Source organism: Pseudoalteromonas sp. M8 (assembly GCF_018141365.1).
In the GTDB taxonomy this organism is placed as follows: Bacteria; Pseudomonadota; Gammaproteobacteria; order Enterobacterales; family Alteromonadaceae; genus Pseudoalteromonas.
In genome coordinates this window covers 2,581,197-2,599,014 of record NZ_CP047240.1, presented here as the reverse complement: position 1 = coordinate 2,599,014, position 17,818 = coordinate 2,581,197, and the positions used below count along the sequence as shown (strand labels likewise).

Genomic DNA, 17,818 nt, shown 5'->3' with positions numbered 1-17,818 from the left:
TTTAGCGAATCTTAAGTTTGAGCAACTAAGCTATGTGATATTAAGCACTAGCCAAAGGTTTATTTATGAATGTGTTACTGATTGAAGATTCTGAGTCCTTGCGTCGCAGCTTAACCTTAGGGCTCTCTAAACTGGGTTTTACGGTAGATGATACGGCGGATGGTTCTAGCGGTTTGAGTATGGCGCTGATGGATCACTATGATGTAATTATTTTAGATATTATGTTGCCCAGTTTGGATGGCATAAGTGTGCTTAAAGCGCTAAGACAGCAGAAGAATGACACTCGAGTGTTGGTGTTGTCAGCAAAGTCACAACCTGAAGACCGAGTGCTGGGTTTATTAAGTGGTGCAGACGACTATCTCGCCAAGCCCTTTTCGTTTGATGAGCTGCATGCACGGCTATTAACGCTAATGAGAAGAGGGGCATTTAAACAAGATGGTGATGAAATCGTGCATGGCTTTTTGACCATTGACTTGCAGCTAAAGTCGGCGTTAATTTCAGGGCAGCAAATAGACTTAACACCCAATGAGTATAAAATTTTGGAATGTTTGTTTACTAATCAAAATAAGATTATTACACCAGAAAAATTAAGCACTTATATTACCGGCAATTTCGATAGCGTGTCGAAAAATGCCATCGAAGCTCACCTTTCTTCGCTACGTAAAAAGGTCAAAGCGCTGGGTCAATGCTTGCCAGTTAAAACTAAACGCGGGTTTGGATATTATGTTGAGCAACTACCATGAAGTCGATCCGAGGGAACTTAGTTAGCACATTATCAATTACCATCACAGGTGTTGTAGTCGCCATTTTACTCGCTACAGATTTGGCTGTGGACTCTTGGATTGACTCACAATTCGACAAAGCGATGCATACAAAAGTTGGCATGCTGATGACGTTAGTCTCTGAAGATGAAGATCATCTTGAACTGCACTTTTCCGGTGAGTTTTTACCTGAATTTACTGGCAATATCGAGCCCGAATATTATCAAATCTGGTTGAACGACCGAGTTTTTGCACGCTCTGACAGCTTAGATCTTTTTTCGCAACACGAGTTACCTTATTTGTCGTTATCACTTGGCGAGAGCAAAGTGGTAAATGAAACCCTGCCAGATGGTCGTGCGGGACGGATCATATATACCCGTTTTATTCCGCAGATCCATACCCTAAAAGGGGAAAAAAAATCTTTTGACGACGAACTTGTTATTGCCTATGCGGCCTCGTCGGAGGGATTGGACTTTATTCTTTGGCTCATTGATATCGTTTTTATCGTGACTATTGTATGTGTTGTGGTGTTTATTCGTGTCTTTGTGCGCAAAACGGTCGATGTTGGTCTCGCGCCGTTGAATAGCATGAACGCTCAGATAGCCAAACTAAATTTCTCTAAAGATTCAGACACCATAATATTAGAAAAGCCTGTCTCTGAGCTATTACCCGTTGAGCAAAGCCTAAACCGTTTTATTGTTGAAAACAGACAATTGTACTTGCGAGAAAAGCGCCTAACCTCAGATATTTCGCATGAATTAAAAACGCCCATTACGGAGCTTATTAATTTGGCGGAAGTTATTTCACGCTTCCCGGAAGACAATGAACTGGCGGATGACTTTGTGCCAGAAGTATTAAGAATAAGTCAGCGGATGAAAAACATCGTCACCAACGTCATGTTGTTACATAAATACGAGCAGATAAAGCTACCTAAAGACGATGTTGTTGATGTATTGCAAGTCATCAACCGTTCGATTGGTGAGATAGCATTTGATAATGTTGAGATTCAGACAACTTGCTCCGAATGTCCAATTCAGACCAACTTAATGGCAGTCGAGAGCATCATTGGTAACTTACTGAAAAATGCCAAGCGCCACCGAGTACTGGGTTCTGAAGCACTTATCGTTGTTGAAAAGGGGGCGACAAATGGGATAAATGTTCGAGTGAGCAATCAGGTTTCTGGCGAGCTCGAAAACGTGAATTTAGCACAATTATTTGAACCACTATGGCAAAGCGACCAATCGAGAAGCGCGAATGATTGCTTTGGCTTGGGCTTGCCTATTGCTAGGGCCTTTGCTGAAGCCATTGACGCGGAACTCACTGTTGCGTTGGAAGCGAGCACCATCACCTTTACATTTACCCTTTGAAGCGCTATTTAAAAGCGAGTTTCCACTGATAAACCAAGTTCCCAGCTGTCAACTTCAGGGTAGTTACTTAATGGTTTAGTAAAGTCTATATGCACTACGTTTTCATTACTTGAACGGGCGGAATATAAACGAACTCCGAGCCCTACACTACCTAGCATTTTATTGCTTATATTAGGATGTTGTATATTCCCGGATGCTTTTCCCATATCAACAAAGCCAACGAATCCTAAATCAACAAGCTGATAAATATTAATGTTAGGGTACATACGGAGCTCGAATGAAGATTTGACCGTTTGCGTACCTTGTTGATAGCTTTGTGGGAAGCCACGGATCCCTTCTTCTCCACCGAGTGCAAGAGGACGCTCGGCAAATTCCTTGTTTTGCCACGCAGCAATGGCATCAGCATAAAAAGCAAAACTATCGCTCCAGCGATAATTTACCTTTGCAGCGAGAGTAGACCATACTCTATCACCTTGCTGCGTGCCGATTTGGGCATTGGTTGATGCTTTAAATCGGTATAAGACATCATCATTAAATAGCCATGCTTTATTGGCTGAAAACTCCCAAATTGAGCCAACTCCATCCGCTTCGGTATCAATACCTGTTTTGGCCGCAAGTGACCATCCGAGGTTGAAATCTTCACTGTGATTGATTAAGTCTACGTCCTGCAGCACGATATAATTATCTTCGATATATTGAAGACTTATCCAAGGCGCTAACAATTTGAAGTCATAAAGGTTATCCCTTATGGCTAAGTTTGGCTCGTCATAGCTGACATCTTGGTAATCGACACCAGCTATCCACCTAAGTGTGGTGGTGTTGGTTTGCTGCCATAAACGGCCATAAGCAAACTGCGCAGATGTACCATTATATCGAAACTGACTTTCTGTTTGACCGTTATGATAGATAGAAGTCGTTTGGTCTTGTGCATTAATATAAGCTCTATATAACAAAGAGCTGGAGCGCTGATAGAAAGGTTGATAAATGTCAGTCATAAATATTTGACCGTCATCATAATCATCTGCTTGCACCGTTATCATGGCATGTGGTTGCCATGGCGCAGGCATTTGCAACACGGTATGGTAACCGGAACGTTCATGGTCAGATTTGTATTTTACGGATGCCCTAACGCCATACCCTAACAAGTTTTCCTCTTTAAACCCCAAACTTAACTTATTGTTTCCACTACTTCGGCCAAAGTTTACACTGGGCAGCAAACTCCAGGTGTCCCACGTTTGCACTGATATTTTCTGTGGCTCGGCACTGCTGCATGGTTTGGCATAGTTAATTTTCGCCTCTCTGATGTATTTTTTAGCACGCAAGATCCGCTCAGCCTCTAAAATATCGGCCTCGCTGACTAGGTCACCAGCCTGAAAAGGGAGTTGAGAAGCGATAGTCGCATCTCGGGTTTCTATATGCAGCCAGTTTACGAAGTCATGGAAAGAGGTCGTTTCTGGGTCGTCCGGATTAAAAATAGGGTTTGAGTTTATTTCGATAGACTCAATCTTGATGTTTTTCTCTTGACTTGCTTTATCCGTCTGTCGCGCCATTTTAGTACTATGTTCAGCGTTATTATTGCAAAGGGAGTCGATGCTAAATGGGTCACCAGCAAACGCAGGAGTGATTGAAGTGACTAACACGAATACCGCAACGGTTTTGGCTGGCATATATGCTCCAACTGAAAAATATCAAGCTACGTTGAAAACATATATGCCAATACTTAAGAAAGGCTTAAGAAAAATTAAAGAATGAGTTAATCGCCAATGTATGCGAATTTTTCATGATTAATTTTTACCTCTTCGAGCAGAGTTTACAGTTCCCCGGTAAATAAGCGTCGATGCGTTTTTCGTGCATACTCATCAGACATGCCACCAAGATAGTCCGCTAACACGCGCATTTGCTGCGTTTCATCGGTTGCTTGCTGGTACAATGTTTGGGTTGTATACGGCAACAATCGCATCGGGTCACTGGCAAAAACTTCAAATAAATCAATAAGCAGGTTTTGACCACTAAACTCAATTTGCTGCATTTTAGGTTCACGAATTAATCTTTGATATACGAACACTTTTAATACTTGCAGGATTTCCTGAAATTCGGGTGCCATCTCAACGGTAAAATGAAGTAGGGCGGAGTCAAAATCTGAGTCTTGAACGCTGAGTTTACAATGCACAATAAACAGGTTGACGAGTTCACCTATGGTATCTTTTCGATTAGATTCATCTTCTGAAAATAAACTCTCGCTTACGCGCGGTAAGTTTTGCTTTAACCAAGGTGAGTCTAACTTTTGCAATTCAGGCAGAGCAAAATCATGCCATGCTGCCTCGTTAAGGGTCTCGGTAGCTATCGCATCTTCTAAATCATGAACTGCATAGGCGATATCATCGGCATATTCCATAATGGCGCAATCTAACGATTTAAACTTTGTCTTGCGACGGAAGGTGTCTTTTACCTCGGTTTCTTGCAGCTTTATTTGGTCGTTTTGAGAAAATGGCGAGAGGATCCAATCAAATACCGATTGGTCGCATTGATAAATACCTTTTGCTGGCAGCCAATCACTAGATAAAATGTATTTTCGACTTTGTGTTTGCGTTGGTTGGTGATACCAAAGTGTGTCGATTAATGCAGGATATTTAATAAAACCTAGTAAGGTACGGCGTGTTAAGTTCATGCCATAACCTTTAGTGTATGGTTCCAATTTGGTGACAATGCGCAAGGTTTGAGCGTTTCCTTCAAACCCTCCGTGATCACGCATAAGGTAATTAAGCGCTATTTCTCCTCCATGGCCAAAGGGCGGGTGGCCGATATCATGCGCTAGACATAAAGTTTCAATAAGACTAGTCGAAGGAAAGTGTTCAAACTCAGGGTGTTGTTTTCTTAAATGGCGCAGTAGACCGCTGCCTATTTGCGATACTTCCAAAGAGTGAGTTAGGCGAGTCCGATAAAAGTCGTTAACGCCGATTGCCATAATTTGGGTTTTGGCTTGCAAGCGTCTAAAAGCCGCGGCATGTATGATCCTAGAACGGTCTATTTGCCATGCTGAACGATTGTCGTTAGGGCGGTTTTTTTGCTGTGATAGCAGACGCTGCTGCCAAGCGTTAGACGTCATACTTCTGTTCCTTTTTCTTTATATCTTAAACTCGTCTAAACTATGTACGATAACTGAACGAAAATTCGCGTTTAATTGCGGCTTTTGATATTATCAGCCGCTATTTTTGAATACTGTTATTTTGGCGTAATTTATCAACGCTCTATCAAACTATAGTAACAGAATAATTCTGTTACAGAGTGGGCTTGATAAAAGTTCTTAGAGACTTAAGGAAAGAGACTCCGTTTCCAGAACACCGCCGCTGCGAGGAGAAGTATGCAAGCTAAACTGATTAAACTCATTGTTGCCCTAGTGACCATTTGGGCGTTAATTTATCCTTTTATCCAAGATGAAAGTTCTCAAGATTCTACTTTAGATCAAGAGGGTACGGGTGCAGAGGTTGTACCTAAGGTGCCGGAAAAGCCACTCCATAGCGTAAAGCTACCCAATTTCTCAGATATTCGTGACATTAAGGAAAAGAAAACGGCGTTTTTCGACTTTATTAAACCGCACGTAGAAGCCGAAAATAAACAGATCTTAGAGCAACGGGCAACGCTTGAAATCGCTCTGATGATGGTGCAATTTGATGAAACCCTAACACGCAAACAAATAGAAAAGATTGCGATGATTTTCACAAAGTATGATTTAAAAGGTGAAGCCATTAATGAATCTTCGCTCAAAAGAGCATTGCGCCGAGTGGATATTATTCCTAAAGAGCTGGCGCTGATGCAGGCTGCTAATGAATCTGCTTGGGGTACGTCACGGTTTGCACGAATTGGGTTAAACTTTTTTGGTCAATGGTGTTACACCAAAGGCTGCGGTATGGTGCCGAAGCGGCGAGAAGATGCGGCCGATCACGAAGTTAGAGCATTTCAGTCGGTAAGAGCCGCGGTCAAGTCGTACTTTAGAAATATTAACACCAATGATGCATACAGGGAGTTGCGTTCGGTACGAGCAGAGCTGCGAGCTCAAAAAGCGCCGATTGACGCGACAGTATTAACCAGTGGTCTTTTGAGTTATTCAGAGCGTGGTGAGGACTACGTGAACGAACTTAACGATATGATAAGGCATAACCGAGCGTATTTTGATGAAGAGTAAGATTGTACTTGTCCTGATAATGACACTTTGGAGTGCGATAGCGTCCGCTAAAACGGTCACCTTTGCATACGACAGCTTTTACGACAGACTGAAAGTGGTAAATAAAGGCGAGTTTGAGTTTGCACGTGTGGGATTTTACCTTGTCGATACACTTAGCATGCAGGCGTGTAAAATCACGGCGGGTAATATTGTGACCGAGGAAGCGAGCTTTCCATTGTCGTACACCGATGAAGCGCAATTATTGCTACCATTTGACAAAGAATTGGACAAAGACAAAGCTAAAGTGGTAATTGAAACGAAGGGCGAAAGCTCGGACTGCCAGCTAAAAATGCAGATTGAAGCTGAGTTATTTAACACGACATCTTTGCGCAAAGCTGACCTTTATAAAATGCAACAGGAATTTGAAGAGCTACTGGCTGATCTCTCTGGCTTTTTTATTAAAAACTTACTGTCATTTTTGCTGCCTGAGCAACAGGGAGTCATCGTGACCTTTGGCAGAAGTCAAAACGTCACAGATGTTACAGTGAAGTGTGAGTCGCAAGTCTGTCGAATTAGTGTCCCGAAGGCGTGGTCAAACGACAATACTCACTTTGCCGACTCTGCAAATGTGAAGTCAGTGCAACCTTGGTTGGCATTATAGTTAAGTAGTTACAACACGATCATTGACGTCTTTAAACTTTAGGCTAAGAAACCGCTCTTATTCAGTAAAGATTTTAGGCGTCTTATCAACTTTTTGAAGCTGTTTGTAAAACGCTTCTCCTCCCTGTAATCCCAATTTCAACAATAATTCATACTGATAAATAACGATATTCTTTCGTCGCGAATTTCTGCTATTAGACCCCCAAAATGGAAACTTAATGTTAAATAAATGCATTGTTAAAGTTGCTTTGGTATGCTAATAATGGCTGGATTATTAAAAAAACTACAGTGTAATTATTAACTTAAGGGGAAACAGGATGACCTATAAATTACCACTCAGTGCGCTCTCAATTGCCGTATTAATCGGCATGAATCAACAAGTTAAGGCGGAAGAGACGACGCAAGTTGAACGTATTGAAGTGACAGGCTCTCACATTAAAAGAACAGACTTAGAAGGTCCGTCACCAATTCAAAGCTTGTCAGCTGCTGACCTAGCTTCAACGGGATCTACCGACCTTATTGGGGCGTTACAAAAGCTGCCTGTGTCGGGTACTGGTACTTTTAGTACACAAGGTAACTCCAGCGATGACACCGCAAATGGCGGTTCAAGTGTTGCATTAAGGGGATTAGGAGCATCATCTACGCTTGTTCTTATTAATGGTCGTCGTGTTGCCGTGAGCCCGTTTGCAAAAGATATAGAAACATCATTTGTGGACTTAAATACCATTCCTGTTTCATCAGTTAAACGTATTGATATTTTAAAAGACGGTGCTTCTGCAACTTATGGTTCTGATGCGGTCGCAGGGGTTATTAATATTATTTTACGTGACGATATAGACGGTTTCGAGGTCGCCGGTAAATTATCTAACACCGCCGATGGTGGGGCTGAAGAACAGAACTTTACTCTTCTTTGGGGATCGTCAACGCAAAATGGCCATCATAATTTCTCACTCGATTATTTCAAACGCGGTCACCTAACTTATGCCGATCGTGACTACACAGCTTCTGCTGATCAACGTTTTCGCGGTGGTAACAATTCATTAAGCTCTGCAGGTATTCCCGGCAGCGTTGAGGTGATGAGAAGCATGCTAACAGACGAACAGTGGGCAGGATTACCAGTCGTTCGTGTTGAAGATGATGGCACTCAGGTAAGGCAGACTATCTTTACGGACGTATGGGGGAATGACAAATGCGACCCTGCTTTAGATATTGGTGATATCTGTCGCTACGATTATGCACCGTACATGACTGCTATTCCGTCGACGGAACGTATTAGCTTTAACTACAATGGCGTACAAGAAATCATCGATGGTATTGAAGGTTTTGCCGAAATCTCGGCGCAGCACTCTTCAACCTTCATTCAAGGTGCAGGTAGCCCGAGCTTTACAGAACTATTTATGGATGGTGATAACCCAAACCACCCATTATTTAACGATCCAGACCACTTCTTACATGGTGTAGATATTTCAATGCGTCGTCGAACGGTTGATATCGGCAACCGTAAAAAAGATGTCGATTCAGAATACTATCGTGCTGTCCTTGGAGCACGTGGTGAGTGGAACGCGTGGTCTTGGGAAGTTGCGTACTCTGCTATTCGTTCAAGTGCAGTTGAAAAAGGCTTTGATGGTTTCCCTAACAAGCTAAGAGCGCAGCAAGCGATTGATGAAGGTTTATGGAACCCATTTGAACCAAGCACTAATACAGAAGCCGGTTTGGCGTTTTTTGAAACTACCACTACGCGTTATGGTGCATCAACCATGCAGTCACTAGATGGTACTATCTCGGGCGAATTATTTGAATTGGAAGCCGGCTACGTTGCCGCAGCGTTTGGTTTTGAACATCGCTACGAGAAAATTGAAGATAACCCGGATAGTCAATACATCAGAGGCGAAATCTTTGGTACAGAAGCAACGCAAGCTAACGGAGATCGCGATAATACTGCGATATTCGCAGAATTTAGCGTACCAGTGCTAGATACACTAGAGCTACAATTAGCTTTGCGTTATGAAGACTATAGCGACTTTGGAACTACAACAGATCCAAAAGTAGCATTCCGTTGGTCACCGCTTGATAGTTTAGTGGTTCGTGGTTCTTGGGGGACAGCATTCAGAGCGCCTTCTCTTGTTCAGCTACATCTTGGTAGAACAGACGAATCACCAAGCGTGATAGACCGTGAACGTTGTCGCCAAACGGGTGCTGATGATGATTGTAGCCCGTATGAATACACTGCGATTGTGTCTGGTAACAAAAACCTACAACCAGAAGAGTCAGAAAACTACAATTTAGGTGTAGTGTGGCAAGCAACTGATGACTTTAGTATCGGTGTAGATTACTGGAATTATGATCAGGAAGATCTCATCAAGAAAATTGGAGCACAGAAGTTAGTTGATTGTTGTGGTACCGATCCTAATCTGGTAGTTCGTGCGCCTAATCAAGGTAGCACACTTGGTCGTATTCTCTCCATTAACGACACCTTTGTTAACATTGGTGGTCGTGAAACAGACGGTTTCGATGTTAACTTAGCCTATGCATTAACTACTCGTGAAATGGGTGAGTTTAAGTTCAATTACAACTTAACTTACGCGCTTAACTTTGAAGAACAGTCGTTTGAAAGTGACGAACAAGGTAACACATTCAATGTTGCTGAAGATCTCAATGGAGAGTATCAGCATCCGCAGTTCCGCTGGACAGCGGGTATGGACTGGGCTAAAAACGATTGGCTTGCAAATATCAGCGTAAACTATGTTGATTCTTATAAAGATCTTGCTGACAGTGATGGCAATAAATATGAGATTGATTCATGGACTACTGTAGATACAAGTGTCAGTTATATTGGCGTAGAAAAGCTGACAGTAACGCTTGGTGCATCTAACTTGTTCAATGAAGAAGCGCCGCTTGCTCCTTCAGAGTCAATGGGAATTGACAATAAAACGCACAGTATCCTTGGTCGTCAAGCATATGTGAAGTTTGCATACCAATTCTAATTCGTTAACGTTTATTAAGATGAAAGCCGCGCTTTATAGCGCGGTTTTTTCTTATACCAATTCGCTTAATTAAGTGGCCTAGCTTTGAGATGGAAAGGCTTACCGGTAACTCCATGTCCAAATCCTGCAATAACTAAAGTACTCATTATGCATAGGCACGGAGAATCTTCTGCTTAATCTTATTCTGTACCTAGGAAAAAGTGACAATGAAGAAAAGGGTATGGATAGCTGATATGTCGCAGAGAGGAGTATTGAGTTGGCTAGTTGAGGAAAATAACGCAGCTATTTATAGTTAGCTGCGTTATTGATATTTACGCTTTTGCTTTAGAAGTGGTTTCTTCTAGTTCTTTTGCTGCATCAGGGTCGTTGAAAACATCGATATCAAATTCGTTTTCAGATTTGGCCACAGCACAAGTTACCATACAGTCACCTGTTACGTTAACTGCTGTTCTTGTCATATCTAATAGTCTGTCTACACCAATGATAAGCGCGATACCTTCAACAGGCAATCCAACTTGGTTAAGCACCATTGCAAGCATGATCAAGCCAACACCAGGCACGCCTGCCGTACCAACTGAGGCAAGAGTCGCAGTCAAGATAACCATGAGATAGTCATTGATGGTGAGGTCTACGCCAAATACCTGAGCGATGAAGACCGTTGCAACACCTTGCATGATAGCCGTGCCATCCATATTAATGGTTGCACCCAGAGGGATCGTAAAAGAGGCAACTGAGTTATGCGCACCTAGTTTCTTAGTCGCGGTCTCCAGTGTTACGGGCATAGTTGCACTTGAGCTTGACGTACTAAAGGCAAACATACATGCGTCTTTCATCTTCTTTAGGAAGATAATAGGGCTCAAGCCTGTTAACAGCTTGAATAAAATTGAATAGTTAATGAATGCATGAATTAGCAGAGCTGCCAACACTACCATAAAGTATTTGCCGAGCTCGGCGATTAACCCCATGTCGATCGTTGTAAACAACTTAGCCATTAAACAAAATACGCCATATGGAGCGACATTCATCAATAAAGTGACTAGCTTAAGCACCACTGTATTTAGGTCTTCAAATACAGTTGCTAGGCGAGCACCAGCATCGCCGCTGAGCGCCATAGCGATGCCAAATAGTAGCGCAAAGACGATGATTTGAAGCATGTTACCGTTGGCCATCGCGTCAATTGGATTGGTCGGGAACATGTTGATTATGACTTGCACAAGTGTCGGCGCTTGCTTTGCGTCAAATGACGCGCTGTTTGGAATTTCAACGCCACCACCCGGTGCAATAAGTAGTGCGAGCGTAATCGCTACCGTGATTGCGATTGCTGTTGTAATGAGATACAAACCAATGGACTTACCACCCAAGCGGCCCAATTTTTTTGGGTCACTAAGGCTACATGTGCCACATACAAGGGAAATAAACACTAAAGGAACAACAAGCATTTTTAAGCTTGCAATGAAGATCTGCCCACCGATGTGGAATAAACCGTCAACGAAGAAACCTTTAATGGGGAGGTCAAAGAGACCTAAAGGAATAAGTATTTCTTTATTCTTACCTAGGATGGCTTGAAGGGTGAGGCCTAGTACAACCCCCAACACCATGCCTATCATAATGCGCGCCGTTAGGCCCATTTTTTTATTTTCTGACATTGCCCTAACACTATGTATCTTAAAACTGCTAAAGCTTAACAGGCTTGGCGCAGATGAACAGCATTTCACGACAGAAAATCTACCTAATCTAATAAAAAATTGTGATTTTATCGATAAAATTGGGTTACTATTGAACAATAATAAAATTAACTTAGCTAGGGAGATAGGTGAATGCCCTTGATGCGCTATTTTAGCATACTGATGCTAGCATTCTTACTGACCGCGTGCGGTGGCGGCGGCAGTATTCAAAAAGATACAGATAATGGTGATGGTAGCGATGGTACCTATGCGATTACGCTCGCTGGAGAAGGTGGCGCTAATAGCGTGTCATCCGATACTCCTTTGAAAGTAACCGCTACGTTGACGAAAAATGGTAGTGCGTTAGCAAACAGTCGAGTGGTTTTTGAAAGCGATGATTTTGCAACCATGGAGCCGAGTTCTGGTTCAGTTTTAACTAATGACGCGGGTGAAGCAACAATTACGTTACAAGCGACCAACGTTGTTGGTGCGGGTCGTCTTACCGCTACTTATACAAATGGCAGCAATACAGTCTCACAAACGTTTGATTTTACCTCTCAAGGTGGTGGTGATGACGGTAATGTAACCGCGTCAGCGAAACTTGAGGTTATGTTGTTAAGTAAGTGCCCAGCGGGCTGGGATGATAACCGCGATCAGGCTATGATAGATCCTATAGCTGCTGGATGTAGTCGTGTCAATCGAGTGTCGTCAAACGAGACAGCTGAGATCTTCATTAAAATGACATCCAGCCAGACTGGTGATGGCATTGCAAATGTGCTTATTGGTGCAGAAACAACGCTAGGGACAATCTCTCCAGACACAGCATTGACGGATACTTTTGGTATCGCAATTTTGAATCTTAAACCTGGAAACCAAGGTGGTGCAGGTACTGTCACAGTAAATTCGCCTAATTATGTGGATGTAACTAAGTCAATCAACTTTAGTGTTGGTGTTGCTCAGCTAAATGTCACGGTTGATAATGGTTTAGTTGATAGCAGTGGTGTACAGCAAAAACTTTCAGCTGGTGGCAGTACGGTTATCACCGTGACACTAAGAGATCAGAATGGGGTATTAATCAACAGTGCAGTTGCTGTTGCATTTAGCTCGGCATGTGCCTCGGCAACTCCCGCGTTGGCGGAATTAGATGAAACGGTAAATACCTCCAATGGTATTGCCCGCTCGACATACCGTGCTAAAGGTTGTCAAGGTGAAGATAGGATTTCTGTTACTATCCAAAACGGCAGCTCTCCAATAAATCAAGAAACGATTATTGAAGTGGATAGTGCACTTGCACAAGCGGTACAATTTTTACCTGAGGAAGATGGGTTTAATCAGTTTATTGCTTTACCCCCTGGCGAAGGCGGTTTACCAACCCAATCTGTTGTGAGCTTTAAACTGGTAGATGAAGACAACCTTGCAATTCCACGAGCACGAGTCGACTTTAGATTGTCTGATGAGCAAGGCCTTGCCTCAATTACGCAAATTACGGGAAACACCAATGCAAATGGTATTGTAAGAACAACGGTTAAGTCTGGCATTGTACCTGGCCCGCTTGTTGTTAGTGCATGTTATATCCCAGAAGAATCTTACGTGAATTTACCTGAGGGTGATGCGATTACTTGTTGGACGGATATCGCCAAAGCATGTAATGATGCAGATGCATCAAACGACGACGCTCGCTGTCCTACGGGAGTTATGCACACAATCCCATTAAGTGAGCAAATTTTTAGCGTCTCATCACAGCTTATTTTGAGTTCTGGCGTTACTGATCAAGATACCTTTGACGCGGCTCCAGATATAATTAATTCAAATTCATACAGTTACAGCGGAGTCACAACAAATATCACGTTGTTCTTTGGTGATCAATTCAATCACTTCAATGCCGATGGTGTAGCGGCAACCGTCATCGCAGAAGCTGGAGCTATCGGTAGTTTAGAATCACCTGATACCTATGATTGCAGAACAAATAAGGCAACCTGTTCGGTGGTGTGGCGTAGCCAAGGTGAGCGTCCATTTTCTGACCCTAAATGGGGCAATAGGATCAATGATATTGCGCCAAGAAAAAAAGGTACGGTTGCGAACATTCCTGAAAACTGGAATTGTGATCCTTATTTTAATAGACCAGCACCTTGTATCAATGGATTAAAGCGTCAAAAAAATGCGCCTAGCACAGGAACTGATCCCTATGCTGATGAGCGAGTCGTAATGGGTGGCAGGGTAGGCGTACTTGCATTTGTTAAAGGTCAAGAAAGCTATAGAGACGAAGAGTCCAGTGATGGTGTTCAGCGTAGAAATGGTTTGTTTGATGTTGGTGAATATCGCCAGGAGTTTGATCTCACAGAAGCTATTTTGGATACCAATGAAAACGGACGGTTTGACAAAGAAGATTGTGACGCGTCACCAACTACCGGTCCTTGCACACCGGTGAATACGAAAAATGGTGGCCATGATGATTGGTGGATAGACGCAAATAACAATGGCATCTTTGATTATGACGCTAATGGTGATGGTGTTCCAGGAGATGGTAAATATAACGGCTTACTTTGCTCTGAGGCTGCTTTAGCGCAAAATCAGTGTAACCGTGAGTTGGTTAACGTCTTTAGAAATTTTGAACTAATTATGTCTGACGACACTGCTTATGTACGATTCGCAGTTAGAAAATCGGATGCACAAAGTATGGGACTGGCAGCAAATCAACTTGATCAATGCCAAGACGTTACTCGCGTTGACAATGGAAATACTGTAGTTATCTTAGACCTTGAAGAATCCGATGACGCTCAATATTGTGATGTTCAAACAATCAATTTATCTGCTCCTGAGATAGATGACGATACAATTGACGATCAAATAAGTAACGTTAGAGTTTCTATCTTCGTCACGGATATTAACGGTAATCCCTTACCTGCGAAAACAGAAGTAGAAATAGCAACCACCAATGGTGAACTTGCATCTGGAACTCAAACCGAAGTATTAGGAAATACAGGAACCGATAAACCATTGGTCTATTCTGCATTTCTGACTCGTGAAACCGAGCCTAATAATAAAACTTTGGGTGAGTTGACGATTAAGTTTACTTTTAAAGGATTAGGTGATGACGATGATGGTTTGGTTCAAAGTGTACCATTAACCGTCATTGACGCTGGATAAAATGATAAATGCCAACTTTCGGGTTGGCATTTTTGTTTCTATTCCTTTATATTCCCGTGCCTTAACCTTATATATATGAATGCGTCCCTAAATTGGCTGAATATTGTACACAAATTGGATAATAATTCGGTGATCAGGGAAAAGTTAGTATTTTTAGCTTGTAACAATAGGTGTTTGTAGATATACCTATAAGTAATTTAACGCCCAAGTAAGGGCAAAACATCAGACAGAATCGGTCAAAAATAGGCAGCTATGGGCAAATCGCTAGTAATTGTAGAGTCTCCCGCGAAGGCAAAAACAATCAATAAATACCTCGGCAAGGATTACATTGTTAAATCCAGTGTAGGTCATGTTCGAGATCTTCCTACCTCAGGGGCAGGTAAAACGAAAGGCTTGGCAACTAAGTCGCCAGCTGAAGTACGTAAAATGTCACCTGAAGAAAAAGCGCAATATAAAAAGCAAAAAGATTATGCAAATTTAGTTGCGAGGATGGGGATTGATCCTGAGAAGGGTTGGGAACCGCATTACGAAATTTTGCCGGGTAAAGAAAAAGTAGTTCAAGAACTACAAAAGCTTGCTGAAGATGCTGACCATATCTATCTCGCAACCGATTTGGATAGAGAAGGGGAGGCCATAGCTTGGCACCTTGAGCAGATTATCGGTGGCGATGAGAGCAAGTATAAGCGTGTGGTCTTTAACGAGATCACCAAAAACGCGATAACTCAAGCGTTTGAGGCACCTGGCGACCTTAACACCGACATGGTATATGCGCAGCAGGCAAGACGATTCCTTGACCGTGTTGTTGGCTTTATGGTGTCCCCGCTGCTTTGGCAAAAAGTAGCAAGAGGGTTATCGGCAGGTCGTGTACAATCTGTTGCTGTGAGATTACTTGTTGAACGAGAGCGTGAGATTAAAGCGTTTATTCCAGAAGAGTTTTGGGATATTCACGCTGATGTTAAAGCAACAAAAGATGATATTCGCCTAGCGGTTACTAAGTTTAAAGGCGAAGCATTTAAGCCAGTAAATAAAGCGCAAGCTGATACAGCCGTACAAGTGCTTGAAAACAGTGCTTACGAAGTAGTCAAGGTTGAAGAAAAGCCAAGTAAGAGTAAGCCAAGTGCACCATTTATTACCTCGACAATGCAGCAAGCGGCAAGTACTCGTTTAGGCTATGGCGTAAAGAAAACCATGATGTTAGCGCAGCGTCTATACGAGGCGGGTTACATCACCTATATGCGTACAGACTCGACGAATTTATCAAATGACGCGTTAGAAATGTGTCGTGGCTATATCGATAGTGAATTTGGTAGTAAGTATTTACCAGAAGCACCGCTGCGTTATTCCGCAAAAGGCAACGCACAAGAAGCGCACGAGGCAATTCGTCCTTCTGATGTGACAATCTTATCCGGTCATTTAGACGGCGTAGAGGCAGATGCTAAGAAGCTCTATGAGCTTATTTGGCGTCAGTTTGTGGCGTGTCAAATGATGCCAGCAGAGTACGACCTAACGACGCTGACCGTCGCCGCGGAAGATTACACATTAAAAGCGAAAGGGCGTGTGCTACGTTTTGATGGTTGGACACGTGTACAACCGGCAGTCCGTAAGAAGAATGAAGAAGAGCAGGCGCTTCCAAGTGTTTCAGTTGGCGATAAGCTTGATCTTATTGCGATTGATCCTAAACAGCACTTTACTAAACCACCAGCACGTTTCAGCGAAGCAAGCTTAGTTAAGGAATTAGAAAAGCGTGGTATTGGTCGTCCATCTACCTATGCTGCTATCATTTCGACGATTCAGGACCGTGGTTATGTCCGAGTTGAAAACCGCCGTTTTTACGCTGAAAAAATGGGCGAGATCGTTACTGACAGACTCGTTGAGAATTTTAACGATTTAATGGACTTTGACTTTACCGCCAAAATGGAAGGTCGCCTTGATGATATCGCAGAAGGTGAACGCTTATGGACGCAGGTACTTGATAAGTTTTACGCCGACTTTTCTAACCAGCTAGAAATTGCAGCTGGTGATGAAAGTGAAGGCGGCATGCGACAAAATGTGATGGTCGAAACAGACATAGATTGTCCTACATGTTCACGTAAGATGGGTATTCGTACTGCTTCTACTGGGGTATTCCTTGGCTGTACAGGCTATAACTTACCGCCAAAAGAGCGCTGTACTACGACAATTAATCTCGTGTCAGGTGATGAAGCAGTTGCCGCGGATGCGGATGAAGAGGCGGAAGCTGAATCACTTCGTCATATGAAACGTTGCCCAATTTGCGAAACAGCAATGGATTCATATCTTATTGATGAAACGAAAAAACTCCATGTATGCGGTAATAATCCTGCATGTAAGGGCTATGTCATTGAGACAGGTGCATTTAAGATCAAGGGCTACGATGGACCACTGATTGAGTGTGACAAGTGTGGCTCGGATATGCAGCTTAAATCCGGCCGTTTTGGTAAGTATTTTGGTTGTACGAATGAAGATTGTAAAAATACACGTAAACTATTGAAAAACGGTGAAGCTGCGCCACCGAAAGAAGATCCAGTTCCGCTACCGGAACTAGAATGCGAAAAATCGGACGCGCATTTTGTGCTTCGAGATGGCGCTTCAGGTATTTTCTTAGCGGCGCACACATTCCCGAAGTCACGTGAAACACGTGCTCCTAAGGTATCTGAGCTAAAACGCTTTAGAGATAGAATTTCACCTAAATTCTATTATCTGGCTGATGCGCCTGAGCAAGACTCGGATGGTAATCCTGCGATTGTTCGTTACTCTAGAAAAACCAAGACACAATATGTGATGACAGAAGTGGATGGTAAAGCGACGGGTTGGAAAGCGACGTATAGTAATGGTAAATGGGTAGAAGAAGAGAAAACTACCAAGAAAAAGAAAGCTTAACAGCTAGCCAAACATCGATAAGCGTCTTCGGATGCTATGGATATTTTGTCCAAAATGTTATTAAAAACAAAAGGCCGTTCAACGTATTGAGCGGCCTTTTCATCATGAATGCCATCACTTAATTAAGCGAACTGGTATTATACCAATTACACTAATTCTCCAAGCAATTTGAAGG

Annotated in this window: 10 protein-coding genes; 7 read left to right on the top strand and 3 right to left on the bottom strand. The window is 42.7% G+C overall.

Going from position 1 to position 17,818, the window contains the following annotated elements; translation table 11 throughout:
- Positions 1-65 precede the first annotated feature (65 nt).
- A complete protein-coding gene (locus GSF13_RS16245; RefSeq protein ID WP_010605034.1) occupies positions 66-743 on the top strand; it encodes a response regulator transcription factor in 678 nt (225 codons plus the stop codon).
- Entirely contained in the window at positions 740-2,128 is a 1,389-nt protein-coding gene (locus tag GSF13_RS16240; protein WP_010605033.1) for a HAMP domain-containing sensor histidine kinase, read from the top strand. Before GSF13_RS16245 ends, GSF13_RS16240 begins: the two co-directional genes overlap by 4 nt.
- An 8-nt stretch (positions 2,129-2,136) precedes the next feature.
- On the opposite strand, the gene GSF13_RS16235 is transcribed toward GSF13_RS16240, so the two are convergent.
- Positions 2,137-3,795, bottom strand: a complete 1,659-nt coding sequence (locus GSF13_RS16235; protein WP_211866291.1) for a hypothetical protein — start codon at positions 3,793-3,795, stop codon at positions 2,137-2,139.
- A 143-nt stretch (positions 3,796-3,938) separates the two neighbouring features.
- Positions 3,939-5,234: an anti-phage deoxyguanosine triphosphatase gene (locus GSF13_RS16230; RefSeq protein WP_174168719.1), complete on the bottom strand. Its 1,296-nt coding sequence runs from the start codon at positions 5,232-5,234 to the stop codon at positions 3,939-3,941.
- A 255-nt stretch (positions 5,235-5,489) separates the two neighbouring features.
- On the opposite strand from GSF13_RS16230, the gene GSF13_RS16225 reads away from it, so the two are divergent.
- The 3 genes from GSF13_RS16225 to GSF13_RS16215 all read left to right on the top strand — a co-directional run bounded on the left by GSF13_RS16225 (position 5,490) and on the right by GSF13_RS16215 (position 9,934).
- Positions 5,490-6,311, top strand: a complete 822-nt coding sequence (locus tag GSF13_RS16225; protein WP_130164279.1) for a glucosaminidase domain-containing protein — start codon at positions 5,490-5,492, stop codon at positions 6,309-6,311.
- Positions 6,301-6,951: a DUF2987 domain-containing protein gene (locus GSF13_RS16220; RefSeq protein WP_211866289.1), complete on the top strand. Its 651-nt coding sequence runs from the start codon at positions 6,301-6,303 to the stop codon at positions 6,949-6,951. Before GSF13_RS16225 ends, GSF13_RS16220 begins: the two co-directional genes overlap by 11 nt.
- Positions 6,952-7,267: 316 nt before the next feature.
- Positions 7,268-9,934, top strand: a complete 2,667-nt coding sequence (locus GSF13_RS16215; protein ID WP_102056978.1) for a TonB-dependent receptor — start codon at positions 7,268-7,270, stop codon at positions 9,932-9,934.
- 311 nt (positions 9,935-10,245) lie between these two features.
- Here the strand turns inward: GSF13_RS16215 and GSF13_RS16210 are convergent, their stop codons facing one another.
- A complete protein-coding gene (locus GSF13_RS16210; protein ID WP_174168722.1) occupies positions 10,246-11,580 on the bottom strand; it encodes a dicarboxylate/amino acid:cation symporter in 1,335 nt (444 codons plus the stop codon).
- A gap of 171 nt (positions 11,581-11,751) precedes the next feature.
- Between GSF13_RS16210 and GSF13_RS16205 the strand changes: the two genes are divergently transcribed.
- Entirely contained in the window at positions 11,752-14,745 is a 2,994-nt protein-coding gene (locus GSF13_RS16205; RefSeq protein WP_206470962.1) for a hypothetical protein, read from the top strand.
- 252 nt (positions 14,746-14,997) lie between these two features.
- Positions 14,998-17,643 carry a type I DNA topoisomerase gene (topA, locus tag GSF13_RS16200; protein WP_010373951.1) on the top strand — a complete coding sequence of 882 codons (2,646 nt, stop codon included), beginning with the start codon at positions 14,998-15,000 and terminating at the stop codon, positions 17,641-17,643.
- Positions 17,644-17,818: the final 175 nt, after the last annotated feature.